This is a genomic window from Sphingobacterium sp. ML3W (assembly GCF_000747525.1).
GTDB lineage: Bacteria > Bacteroidota > Bacteroidia > Sphingobacteriales > Sphingobacteriaceae > Sphingobacterium.
On sequence record NZ_CP009278.1, the window covers coordinates 1037186 to 1049229 of the forward strand.

At 36.9% G+C, this 12044-nt stretch carries 12 protein-coding genes; 3 read left to right on the forward strand and 9 right to left on the reverse strand.

The window, feature by feature from the left end; genetic code table 11:
• Window positions 1–6 precede the first annotated feature (6 nt).
• The 4 genes from KO02_RS04580 to KO02_RS04595 form a co-directional block, all read right to left on the reverse strand.
• Entirely contained in the window at window positions 7–1380 is a 1374-nt protein-coding gene (locus tag KO02_RS04580; RefSeq protein WP_038696226.1) for a nucleoside permease, read from the reverse strand.
• Between the two features lie 44 nt (window positions 1381–1424).
• Entirely contained in the window at window positions 1425–2033 is a 609-nt protein-coding gene (locus tag KO02_RS04585; protein ID WP_038696230.1) for a bifunctional nuclease family protein, read from the reverse strand.
• 98 nt (window positions 2034–2131) lie between these two features.
• Entirely contained in the window at window positions 2132–3106 is a 975-nt protein-coding gene (locus KO02_RS04590) for an electron transfer flavoprotein subunit alpha/FixB family protein (protein WP_038696232.1), read from the reverse strand.
• 22 nt (window positions 3107–3128) lie between these two features.
• The gene (locus tag KO02_RS04595; protein WP_038696235.1) at window positions 3129–3866 is read right to left on the reverse strand and encodes an electron transfer flavoprotein subunit beta/FixA family protein; all 738 of its coding nucleotides are present in this window, start codon (window positions 3864–3866) and stop codon (window positions 3129–3131) included.
• A 332-nt stretch (window positions 3867–4198) separates the two neighbouring features.
• Here KO02_RS04595 and KO02_RS04600 point away from each other — a divergent pair, with 332 nt between their 5' ends.
• Window positions 4199–4534 (forward strand): tetratricopeptide repeat protein, encoded by a 336-nt coding sequence (locus KO02_RS04600; protein WP_200878600.1) that lies wholly within the window; start codon window positions 4199–4201, stop codon window positions 4532–4534.
• An 85-nt stretch (window positions 4535–4619) separates the two neighbouring features.
• Window positions 4620–5036 (forward strand): copper resistance protein NlpE, encoded by a 417-nt coding sequence (locus KO02_RS04605; protein ID WP_038696239.1) that lies wholly within the window; start codon window positions 4620–4622, stop codon window positions 5034–5036.
• A gap of 61 nt (window positions 5037–5097) precedes the next feature.
• Here the strand turns inward: KO02_RS04605 and KO02_RS04610 are convergent, their stop codons facing one another.
• The 5 genes from KO02_RS04610 to mgrA all read right to left on the reverse strand — a co-directional run bounded on the left by KO02_RS04610 (window position 5098) and on the right by mgrA (window position 10335).
• Window positions 5098–6225: a cysteine desulfurase family protein gene (locus tag KO02_RS04610; RefSeq protein ID WP_038696241.1), complete on the reverse strand. Its 1128-nt coding sequence runs from the start codon at window positions 6223–6225 to the stop codon at window positions 5098–5100.
• Window positions 6226–6274: 49 nt separating this feature from the next.
• Complete coding sequence (gene lnt, locus KO02_RS04615) at window positions 6275–7906, reverse strand: apolipoprotein N-acyltransferase (protein ID WP_038696243.1); 1632 nt, start codon at window positions 7904–7906, stop codon at window positions 6275–6277.
• A gap of 2 nt (window positions 7907–7908) precedes the next feature.
• Window positions 7909–8574: a PH domain-containing protein gene (locus KO02_RS04620; RefSeq protein ID WP_038696245.1), complete on the reverse strand. Its 666-nt coding sequence runs from the start codon at window positions 8572–8574 to the stop codon at window positions 7909–7911.
• Window positions 8575–8607: 33 nt separating this feature from the next.
• A complete protein-coding gene (gene rsmI, locus KO02_RS04625; RefSeq protein ID WP_038696247.1) occupies window positions 8608–9273 on the reverse strand; it encodes a 16S rRNA (cytidine(1402)-2'-O)-methyltransferase in 666 nt (221 codons plus the stop codon).
• Between the two features lie 69 nt (window positions 9274–9342).
• Entirely contained in the window at window positions 9343–10335 is a 993-nt protein-coding gene (gene mgrA, locus KO02_RS04630; RefSeq protein WP_038696249.1) for an L-glyceraldehyde 3-phosphate reductase, read from the reverse strand.
• A gap of 257 nt (window positions 10336–10592) precedes the next feature.
• On the opposite strand from mgrA, the gene serS reads away from it, so the two are divergent.
• Entirely contained in the window at window positions 10593–11864 is a 1272-nt protein-coding gene (serS, locus tag KO02_RS04635) for a serine--tRNA ligase (RefSeq protein WP_038696251.1), read from the forward strand.
• The last annotated feature ends 180 nt before the right edge of the window (window positions 11865–12044 follow it).

The window sequence follows — 12044 nt, forward strand, 5'->3', positions numbered from 1 at the left end:
TATTAATTATTCACCCTCCAAAGGTAAGGTTTTTTCGTGTTTATGTTTAAAAAGTACTGCAAATAGAATCGCTAATACTAGGGTGTAAATCGAAAATGCTAACCAGATATGATGCCAGTCTTTTAGAATTAAATCGGCGTTGAATAACCCATTTTCACCAATTGATACCCCTCGTTCTTTTACAAAAGAAAGCAAGGTGTTATTATGCATATCGGTATTTAAAAAAGACGCAAGATCTGTCATATTGTTAAACGAAATGGAGTAATACTTATCTATGATCAAACCAGATACTAAACTACCAAATACGGCTCCAAAACCATTGGTCATCATCATAAATAGGCCTTGAGCGGAACTTCTAATCTGAGAGCTAGTAGATGTTTCTACAAATAACGAACCTGATATATTGAAAAAGTCAAATGCCATACCGTAAACGATACAGGAAAGGACGATCATCCACAAACCCGATGATGGGTCACCGTAGGCAAAAAGTCCGAAACGTAGTACCCATGCAAACATCGAAATCAGCATTACTTTTTTAATGCCAAATCTTTTTAAGAAAAATGGAATAGCAAGAATAAAGAGGGTTTCTGATATTTGTGAAATCGACATGATAATTGTCGAATATTTAACAACGAACGAATCGGTGTACTTAGGGAAAAATTTGAACTCATCTAAGAATACATCTCCATAGGCATTTGTTAATTGAAGAGCGGCACCTAAAAACATGGAAAAGACAAAGAACAATGCCATTTTATAGTTCCCAAACAATTTGAACGCCTCTAATCCTAAGGTATGCAATAGGGAAGAATTTTCATTTTTAATATTGCGAGGGGGGCATTTTGGGATGGAAAATGAAAATAGACCTAATCCCACTGCTGAAACACCTGCTATGTAGAACTGCATGCCCGAAGCTTTGCTTCCCGTTAAATTGACAATCCACATCGCGGCAATAAATCCAACAGTTCCCCATACACGTATAGGTGGAAAAGCTTTGACTAAATCATATTTCCCTTGTATGAGAACCGTATAAGCTATGGAATTGGATAAAGCTAATGTTGGCATGTAAAAGCACATGGCCAGGAGCATCGCATAAAAAAATGTAACGGGGTCATTTATTTGAGGTAGATAGAACAGAACAGCTGCATATAAGAGATGGAGTATTAAGTATAATTTCTCTGCATTTACCCAGCGGTCAGCAATAATCCCCATTAAAGTAGGCATGAACAAAGAGGCAAAGCCCATTGTTGCAAAGATAGCTCCAAACTGTGTTCCGTCCCAATGTTTCGTTCCAAACCAGTAATTGGCTATTGTAATTAACCAAGCTCCCCACACAAAAAACTGGAGAAAGCTCATAATGGTTAGCCTTAATTTAATAGACATAAGTAATATATAGTTGAGTTTGTTTTGTTTCGATTATGCAATCGTTATTTTCTTCGAGATATCTCATCTCGAATTAAGGCCGCTTGCTCATAGTTCTCATCGTGGAGTGACTGCTCGAGTACAGTTTTCAATTGATCGTCTGAAAGACTAGAGAATGGATTCTGTATTGGTGACTTTATATCATCCGTTATAACATCTGCATTTACGGCATGCTCTAGATTCTCAAGAAAAGCAAATTCGTTGCCTTCTATAACGATTCCAGCAGACGATAATATAAAGTCATAGGCATAAATGGGGGAACCAAAGCGTACAGCCAAAGCAACTGCATCTGAAGTCCGCGCATCAATTTCTACTGTTTTTTGTCCATCTGAACAAATGATTTTGGAGTAGAAAATACCTTCAATAAGATTGTATATAAGAACTTCCTGAAGGTTAATTTGAAATGCTTTAGCGAAGTTTTGAAATAAATCATGGGTTAGAGGACGACTGGGAACCATTTTTTCAATTCTAATCGCTATAGCTTGTGCTTCATGACTTCCGATGATGATAGGGAGTCGACGATTGCCACCAGATTCACCTAGAACTAATGCATATGCTCCAGATTGTGTCTGACTATAGGATAAACCAACGATGTCTAACTTGATTTTCTTCATTATGATACCTTTACGGTTTACAAATATGCGAATAATTTGGAGCGAAAAAAAACTCCATTCACAAATTTATTGCGAATGGAGTTTTTAGATTAAGAATTTTATAATCCTTTATAAGTTTTTAAAGCTGTAATTAATTTGGGAACCACTTCAAACGCATCCCCTACAATACCATAATCAGCTACTTTAAAAAATGGTGCCTCAGGGTCTTTATTGATAACAACAATAGTTTTTGAAGAACTTACTCCCGCTAGGTGTTGAATAGCACCAGAGATACCAATGGCAATGTACAAATTAGGGCTCACGACGATTCCTGTTTGACCTACGTGTTCAGAGTGAGGTCTCCAGCCAGCATCAGATACAGGTTTTGAACAAGCGGTAGCAGCTCCTAGCACATTAGCCAACTCTTCTATCATAGCCCAGTTTTCAGGACCTTTTAAGCCTCGACCTGCCGAAACAACGATTTCTGCTTCTGGTAATGAAATTTTATCCGTTGCTCTCACGATTTCCTTGACAATCGTACTGAAATCTGCAGCATCGATGCTCGGATCATAATTTTCAATCGTCGCTGCAATATCCGACTCTTTGATTTCAAAAGAATTGGGATTGAGCGATATGACTTTGATGGGCGATGTTAAAGCAACAAATGCAAATGCCTTACCTGAAAAGGCTCCTGTTTTGACTTGCAAGTTGTCACCACTTCCAGTTGGTAATTCAATTGCACCATCGGCTAAAGCCGCATTTAATTTAGCTGCGACACGTGGTGCAAGCCCCTTCCCTGAAAAGGAATTTGATAAGACAATTAGCGAAGCTTCAATTGACTTTGCTGCGTCGACGATGATGGCAGTATAAGCTTGGTTAACAAAAGATTTTAATTGCTCTGTATTGACGTTTAGAACTTTTGTAGCACCATATTTACCCAACAGATTTAACTGACCTTCTGCTACATTTCCAATTGATAATGCGATAACGTGATTTCCGGATTGATCAGCAATAGCTTTAGCATAAGAAACAGCCTCAAAAGCTGATTTCTTAAACTGACCATCTGTGTTTTCTACATATACTAATATTGACATATTCTTTTTCTTTTAGTGTTGGTTAAATAACTTTTGCTTTTTCGTGCAAAAGCGAAACTAATTTTTCCACATCTTCCGCATCGACCAAGGTAACCACACCACGTGGGTCTGGCGTTTCAAATTTGACAATATGTGATAATTGCGCGACCTCAATAGGTTCAATAATATCCAGAGGTTTTGTTCTTGCAGTCATGATACCTCGCATATTAGGGATTTTTGTTTCGGCAACACCCTCAGCAGTTCCAATAACAGCAGGTAGATTTAAGGTTAGTACCTCTTTTCCTCCCTCGATCTCACGCTCAACAGTGGCAGTATTGCCTTCAATAGTTAATTTTTTACTGATTGAAACTGAAGGAATATTTAGAATTGAAGCTACGAATGCACCTACTTGTGTGCCATTATAATCGATAGACTCCCTTCCTGTCAATATGAGGTCAAAGTTGTTTTCTTTAGCATAGTTTGCAATTTGGTTGGCTACAAACCAAGCATCTCTAGGTGTGGCATTCACGCGAATTGCATTATCAGCACCTGTTGCTAAGGCCTTGCGAATGGTGGCATCAGTGGTTACATCTCCAACCGAAATAACAGTGACAGTACCTTTGCCTCCTTCAGCTAGATCTATTGCTTTTGATAAAGCAATTTCATCATATGGATTCACAATGTATTGCACACCAGCATTATTAAAAGCGGTGTTGTCATTCGTGAATGTAATTTTGGATGTCGTATCAGGGACATTACTTATACACACTAATATTTTCATAATCTATTACCGTTTTATTAAAACTTATTATAATTAGGTTAAATGTAAAGATAATTTAAGAGAGTTTCATCATTCTGCAATTTGGATTTGTAATTTTATTTTTAATAAAATTAGGTTTAAATATTACTAATTTTATATTTAAACTTCGAGTATTCGGTGTTTTTTTTATGAAATGTGTAATTTTTGTCTAAAGATTGTGAAAATAATCAAGATGTCATGTTTCGTCAATATTCTGTCATTTTTATATGCTAGCATAGTAAATGGGTTTTTTATATTGGTTTTTGAGCCTGTTCATTTATTTGTAGCTTTGTTTCTATAAAATTAGAAAATAAATGATGTCAGACCGTTTAGAACAACTACAGGAATTTTTGAAAGATTCACCTCAAGATCCCTTTTTGAAATATGCCATGGCTACCGAATATTTAAAATTAGGCAACCAAGAGGAAGCACTTAAGGGGTATCTGGATTTAGTGACCAACCATAGTGATTATGTTGGAACCTATTATCATTTGGGGAAGCTTTATGAAAAGATGACGCGTGTGGAAGAAGCTCGTGATATTTATCAAAAAGGAATCGTTATAACACAAAAGAAACGCAATATGCATGCCTTAGGAGAATTACGTGGGGCATTGAATTTACTCGATGGTGAGGATGAAGATGAATATTAACATTTCTTTAACATATTGATATTGATTTTTGGTATCCAATTTGCCTATACTTTTTTGAATATTGTTAGAGAGGATTTTAAAGAAGATGAAAAGGCTATTAATTTTACTGTGTTGTATCCAATTTTTGTTTATTGCGTGCGATAATCAACGTAAGGGTGCGGAAGCAGTGAAAGATAGTGTGGATAAACAATATAGTTTACAAGAACTTAGTGGAGCATATATCGGTATTATGCCTTGTGCGGATTGTGATGGGATAGAGACTGTATTAAAATTGAATCAAAATTTTTCATACCGCTATACCTCTAAATATTTGAATAAGAGCGATGAAGTTTTTGTGAAAGATGGAAAGTGGAAGTTTGAAAACGATATCGTTACGCTAGAAGGAGTAGATTATAAATTCAAACTAGGTGAAAAAGCAAAGCTTTGGCAATTGGATTTATCAGGAGATGATATTGTTGGGGAATTGGCGGAAAATTATAAATTAGAGAAAATAAAAGATTAATGATTGTGCAGCAATCAAGATAAAAAAAGGACCTTCAATTTGAAGGTCCTTTTTTATGATGTTATTTGCATAAATCTTTTAAATGGTTGACAACAAAGTCAATTTCTTCTTTTGTATTGTCGCGGGAGAATGAAAATCGAACAGACGGTCTATTGCCATCCGCTCTTATAGCTCCAAGCACGTGCGAACCAATATCTGTTCCAGAGCTACAGGCACTTCCTCCTGAACAAGAGATGCCAGCAATGTCCAAATTGAACAATAACATATCTGCCATGTCGGTACAAGGAAATGATACATTCAATACGGTATAAAGTGCTTTATTAGCAGTTGTGACTCCGTTGAACTTGATATCTGGTATTGCGGCCTGTAGCTGTTCCATCATATATGATTTTAAGCCTTGTATGTAAGCTGCATGCTCTTCCATGTGTTCATAGCTCAGCTCAAGTGCTTTCGCTAATCCTGCGATACCATATACGTTCTCGGTGCCACCGCGCATATTTCGCTCTTGGGCACCACCGTAAATCATTGGTTTTATTTTTGTGTTGGCATTGATATAAAGAAATCCTACACCCTTAGGTCCATGAAATTTGTGCGCGGCTCCAGTAATGAAATCGATTTTTAATTTACTCAGATCATGTGGATAATGTCCCATTGTTTGCACGGTGTCCGAATGAAATATAGCATTGTATTTTTGACATATTTCAGCTATTTTTTCAATATCATTCAAGTTTCCCAACTCGTTGTTCCCGTGCATGATAGAAACAAAAGTTCTTGGATTTTTTGATAATAAATCTTCCAATTGAATCATGTCAATGTTACCATCTCCATCTACCTGTAAGAGGTCGAGATGAACTTTTCCTGATTTTTGCATTTCCTCCATCGTATGAAGTACCGCATGATGTTCAATGGGCGTAGTGATCGCATGTGTGATACCAAAATCTACAATTGAACGTACGATTGCCATATTATCAGCCTCCGTACCGCCAGATGTGAAAAATATTTCAGAAGGAGAAGTATGTAAGATATGTGCAATTGTCTTACGGGCTTTTTCAACAATTGTTTTTACTTGTCGTCCGTGTGAATGAATAGAAGAAGGGTTTCCAAAATTATTTTCCATCGTGTCTATCATGACACGGATGACCTCTGGATCTAGCGCTGTAGTTGCAGCATTATCAAAATATACTTGCATAATGGACAAATTTAAATAAAACTAAGTTTACTTACAGTACTGTTCATGATTATTTAACAGAATTGACTCTTTTTTGATTTTTTCTGAAAAAAGTAACGATAGCAAGTAAGGCGAATAAAAGACACGCGTATGCCAATAGATCTCCAGTTCTAGTATACAGTGTTATTTCTTCGTTGAGATTAATCTCTTGGGTTAACGCTGCTGGTTCCCACCATGTCGATTTTTGAACGATATCACCACGTTGGTTGATAAAGCCGGAGATACCTGTATTAGCCGAGCGCGCTACCCATCTACGATTTTCGATAGCCCTTAATTTGGCATAATCCAAATGTTGGTCTTTTCCAGAAGTATTCCCCCACCAACCATCATTGGTTATGATCGCAATAAATTGAGCGCCTTGCGCCACATATTGTGCTACATAGCTTCCCCAAATCGATTCATAACAAATGACCGGTGCTGCTCCTATACCACTTTGTGAATAGAATACAGAGGGTTTATCCTGTTTACCATAACCACCTGTAGTACCCCCAAAAGCACTAAATAAGGGTTTAAGGAAGTTGATAGCCGTACCAAACGGCATTTGTTCTACTCCAGGGACTAATTTTGATTTATGATAAAACTGTAATTTGGACGATACGTCAATTAGTGTTGCAGCATTGAAATTGTCTTTATAAACATTTGGTGCAATTTCTCTTGCCGTAAGCGTTCGTTTATCGTTATACAGTCGATAGCTTTCAATACCAGAAAGCACATTTCCATTTTTATAGTCATTTAAAAAATCGATAACGGTATGATACGTATTTGAATTTCTAAAATCTTCTTCATCAAAATCACCTCTTTGTGATAAGGCCGTTTCTGGCCAGATAAAAAACTCGGTATTCGATTTCGCAACAGAACGTGACAATTGCATTAAAGTTTGCAGCTGCTCCTCAGGGTTGATATAGCCGAACTTTCCAAAAGGATCAATATTAGGTTGTACCGTAACGATTTGAGAAGGATTGATATGTTCTTCATAAGTGCTGTAACGTACAATAGAATAAATTGTTGGGACTGCCAATAGTAGAACAAGCATGACCTTCACCAAACGCGGTCTAATCAATACATTCATTTTCTTCTTGTTTAAATAAAGTAAGAAAACCAATATGTTACTCAACCATATCCAGATACTTCCACCATAAACACCCGTAAATTCGTACCATTGGATCAATTGATGAAAATTAGCAAAACCATTGCCTAGCGTCATCCAAGGAAATGCTAAATCCCAAGATTGATGTAAAAACTCGTATGATATCCAAAATGCCAATAATCCGAATAAAGAAAACCCAATAGATACTTTTTTACGCATCTGGTAGTATAGGCGAAATGCAATTGCCATTAACAATGCTCCCAATAAGAAGGGTATGAGTGAAATGAAAATTGCGATATACCAAGGCATTACTGCCGAGATGGAGTTGTAGACCCAATAGATAGATGCGGTGTTCCAGATCACTGCCGTAAGTCCAGCAGTCAGAAATACCTTCTTTCCCTTTTTTGTAAAAGAATCGCTTCGAATGATATTTTCAATGGCGATTAATAAAGGAAGAAATGCGATTAATAAAATAGGACTACTATAGGGCACAGGAGGCCATCCTAACCATAATAAAAAGGCACTTAAAAGTGCCAGTAAATATTGATTTCTCACGATTAGATTTGAGATAAGATTTCGTTTTTCTTGTTTTCGTATTCAGCTTGCGTAATCAGTTGTTTGTCAAATAAGTTTTTCAATTTCCTTAATTTGAGTGTCATTTCATCATCTTCTTCCTCTATTTTTGGAATAATTATTTCCGCAATAGGTGGTTGTGCGATTTCTTTAACATCTTCTACAACAGGTTCTATATAAGTATTAGTGATTTCCACCTCTATAGGTCTCTGGATCTCAAATGTTGGTGCTACTTGACTAGGAGGGGGAGCGATTTCATTTAACTTGGAATTCTCCAATGCACCTTTAATCAATTGATACAGTTTTCGAGCTTGAACTTTAGGAATGTAGTCGATACTTAAATTTTCACCAGTAAAGGGGATTACGGTTACTTTCGACCCAAATATTTCCTCTTTAAAAGCAATATCCTTAATATCTTTCCAACTGAATATTTCGAAATCTGTAGCAAGACCCAACTTTGTGAATTCGCACAAGAAGATGCGCTTATTACTGATGGTAATACTATCCGGTAGGATGGTTACAGCGGGTTTTTTTTGTACTGCAATATAATCGATACGTTCCCCATCAGTCATCATATCTTGTAATTTGACGAGTAACCTTTCTACGATTTTTATATCTTGGCCATCGATGGCAAATAGTTCAAAGTTCATGTTAAATTTATTTTAAATAAACGAAGGCCAAACCTATTCTAAACCTCCCACACAAAATACAAATTCTCCTTTAATAGGATTGTTTTCAAAATGTAATTTTAAATCAGTCAATGTTCCGCGCACATTTTCTTCATATAACTTGCTCAATTCTCTGGAAATAGAAGCTTGTCGCTCTGCACCAAAGACTTGAATAAATTCATCTATTGTTTTTAGGATACGATGCGGTGACTCATAAAAAATCATGGTTCTTTTTTCTTCAGCTAGGAACTTCATGCGTGTCTGGCGACCTTTTTTAACGGGAAGAAAACCTTCGAAGCAAAAACGATCGTTTGGCAGCCCTGAATTAACCAAAGCGGGAACAAAAGCCGTGGCTCCAGGTAGACATTGTACCTCAAGACCTTCTTTGATGGCCTCTCGGACCAATAAAAAACCGGGGTCAGAAATAGCTGGTGTACCTGCATCGGAAATCAAAGCAATATTTTGGCCCTCCTTTAGAAATCTAATGATCTCGGAAATCGCTTTATGTTCATTGTGCTGATGATGCGCGAACACTTTTTTCTCGATTCCAAAATGTTTTAAAAGGGGCGCACTTGTGCGTGTATCCTCAGCAAGAATAACATCTGCTTCTTTTAACACACGTATAGCGCGAAAAGTCATGTCTTCTAAATTGCCAATTGGCGTAGGAACTAAATAAAGCATTTACAAAGGTAAGTTTTTTTTAATAATTGCAATCAAGGCTTTGACTTGCTATTTTCCTTCTCTTTCCTATTATGTCGCTAAAATCAGGTCAATCTGTCTTAATTCTTGTTCTGAGAATTGTTGGTGTTTCACGGCTTCTATTGCATCTTGAATTTGACTTACCTTACTTGCTCCAATCAAAACTGAAGTCACCTGCGGTTTATTCAATAACCAAGACACCGCCATTTGCGCTAGTTTTTGATTCCTTTGGGAAGCAATTTCATGTAGGGCTTTTATTTTTTCAATTTTTTCCGGTGTGATATCACTTTCATGTAAAGATATGCTGTCAGAAGCTGCACGGGAATCTTTGGGAATACCGTGAAGGTATTTATCTGTCAATAGACCTTGTGCCAATGGTGAGAAAGGAATACATCCCACGGCTTCTTCGTCCAGAAGATCCAATAAACTTTCTTCAACCCAGCGTTCGAACATGGAATATTTGGGCTGGTGAATCAAGCAGGGAGTGCCCATATCTCTCAATAGATCTATTGCTTGCTTCGCTTCAGAGGTTTTATAGTTCGATATACCTACATAGAGTGCTTTTCCTTGTTGCACAAGAAGACTTAAGGTGGCCATCGTTTCTTCTAGTGGTGTTTCAGGATCAGGTCTATGGTGATAGAAAATATCAACGTAATCAAGCTGCATTCTTTTTAGACTTTGATCTAAACTGGAAACCAGATATTTTTTTGATCCCCAATCTCCATAAGGGCCACTCCACATGGTATATCCAGCTTTAGACGAAATAATCATTTCATCACGATAATTTTTGAAGTCACGTTGTACTATTTTCCCGAAGTTCTCCTCTGCAGAGCCTGGAGGCGGACCATAGTTATTGGCCAAATCAAAATGTGTGATACCAGCATCAAAGGCTGTTTGGATTAGTTGTCGACTGTTTTCAAAATCATTATTATGGCCGAAATTCTGCCATAATCCCAAGGAAATTGCGGGTAGTTTTATTCCAGAATAACCTGAGCGGCGGTATTCCATTTCTTGATATCGATTGTCATTCGGTGTATAATGCATACTTTTTCGCGGTGTTAGATTTTACATAAGCAATTTACAAGTATTCTTAAATAAAGAAGCATGATGAGGGAAATGATTTATATTTCCTCATCATACTATTTCTTGATGAAGGAAGAGATATCGATAATTGTAATAACAATCGTGAGTGCCAATAGAAAGGACCCGAAGGAATAACTTTGTTTTAATTAAATGACAGAATTAAAATTGTAAATAAAACAAATTTATCTAAGTTTGTTTCTTTAAAAATACACACAATTATGTTGCAATTGAATTATATCCGTGAAAACAGGGATAAGGTAATCGAGAGATTAGGTGTCAAAAATTTTAAGGAAACTGGATTAGTTGATGAAATCATCGCATTGGATGAACAACGTCGCAAGATTCAGACCGAATCAGATGCCCTTTCAGCTGAAGCAAATTCATCCGCAAAAAAAATCGGAGAATTGATGCGTCAAGGTAAAAAAGAAGAAGCTGAAGCCGTGAAATCCCAATCCTCAGGATATAAGGAACAAATCAAACAACTTATTGAACTGTTGAATACGATCGAGCAGGAATTGAATGCTAAGATCGTTCAACTCCCTAACCTTCCACATGAGACTGTCCCACTTGGTGTTGCTGCAGACGACAATGAGGTGGTGTTAGAGCACGGTGCTGTGCCTGTATTGTCAGAAGATGCCGTAAGCCATTGGGATCTATTGACTAAATACGATATTGTCGATTTAGAATTAGGTGTTAAGGTAACAGGAGCAGGTTTTCCAGTATATAAAGGAAAAGGTGCGCGTTTGCAACGTGCATTAATCAACTTCTTTTTAGATGAGGCTGCAAAAGTAGGATATGAAGAAGTGCAGGTACCCATTATGGTAAATGAAGCTTCGGCTTTTGCTACTGGACAGTTACCAGACAAAGAAGGACAGATGTATCATGTGACACATGATGACCTATATTTAATTCCAACGGCAGAGGTTCCAGTTACGAATATGTACCGTGATGTGATTGTTAAGGAAGAGCAATTCCCAATCAGACACTGTGCTTATACACCATGTTTCCGCCGTGAAGCAGGTTCATATGGGGCGCATGTCCGCGGATTGAATCGCTTGCATCAGTTTGATAAAGTAGAAACGGTACAAATCGTTCATCCAGATAAATCTTATGAGGTGTTAGAAGAGATGAGTGCTTATGTACAAGGATTATTGCAGAAATTAGAATTACCTTATCGTGTATTGCGCTTATGCGGTGGCGATATGAGTTTCACGTCAGCTTTGACTTACGATTTGGAAGTATATAGTGCTGCCCAAAAACGTTGGTTAGAGGTTTCTTCAGTTTCAAACTTTGAAACTTACCAATCTAATCGATTGAAAGTGAGATTTAAAAATGAAGACGGTAAAATGCAATTGGCGCATACTTTAAATGGATCAGCATTAGCGTTACCACGTATAGTTGCTTCATTATTAGAAAATAATCAGTCTGAAAAGGGAATTAAAATACCAAAAGTATTGGTTCCATATACGGGTTTTGAATATATCGATTAATTTTTTTTATATAAATGGAAGGGCTTGTAATAAAATTGCAAGCCTTTTTTTATGTTAAAATTTTGTTAAATCTATTGATTGCCGTATATAATTCTGTTATAACGGTTATTATGAAAATTTAGTTTATGTTTAGATGTTTTTGCTTATTTGATAAAAGATAAGGTGGTCAGTTGCGTTTCT

What these genes read in the sequence shown, in the direction of transcription:
- KO02_RS04610 (WP_038696241.1), bottom strand. Translation starts at nt 6,225, where the DNA reads ATGCAAGTATATTTTGATAATGCTGCAACTACAGCGCTAGATCCAGAG.
- KO02_RS04605 (WP_038696239.1), top strand. Translation starts at nt 4,620, where the DNA reads ATGAAAAGGCTATTAATTTTACTGTGTTGTATCCAATTTTTGTTTATT.
- serS (WP_038696251.1), top strand. Translation starts at nt 10,593, where the DNA reads ATGTTGCAATTGAATTATATCCGTGAAAACAGGGATAAGGTAATCGAG.
- KO02_RS04580 (WP_038696226.1), bottom strand. Translation starts at nt 1,380, where the DNA reads ATGTCTATTAAATTAAGGCTAACCATTATGAGCTTTCTCCAGTTTTTT.
- mgrA (WP_038696249.1), bottom strand. Translation starts at nt 10,335, where the DNA reads ATGCATTATACACCGAATGACAATCGATATCAAGAAATGGAATACCGC.
- KO02_RS04590 (WP_038696232.1), bottom strand. Translation starts at nt 3,106, where the DNA reads ATGTCAATATTAGTATATGTAGAAAACACAGATGGTCAGTTTAAGAAA.
- KO02_RS04585 (WP_038696230.1), bottom strand. Translation starts at nt 2,033, where the DNA reads ATGAAGAAAATCAAGTTAGACATCGTTGGTTTATCCTATAGTCAGACA.
- KO02_RS04595 (WP_038696235.1), bottom strand. Translation starts at nt 3,866, where the DNA reads ATGAAAATATTAGTGTGTATAAGTAATGTCCCTGATACGACATCCAAA.
- rsmI (WP_038696247.1), bottom strand. Translation starts at nt 9,273, where the DNA reads ATGCTTTATTTAGTTCCTACGCCAATTGGCAATTTAGAAGACATGACT.
- KO02_RS04600 (WP_200878600.1), top strand. Translation starts at nt 4,199, where the DNA reads ATGATGTCAGACCGTTTAGAACAACTACAGGAATTTTTGAAAGATTCA.
- KO02_RS04620 (WP_038696245.1), bottom strand. Translation starts at nt 8,574, where the DNA reads ATGAACTTTGAACTATTTGCCATCGATGGCCAAGATATAAAAATCGTA.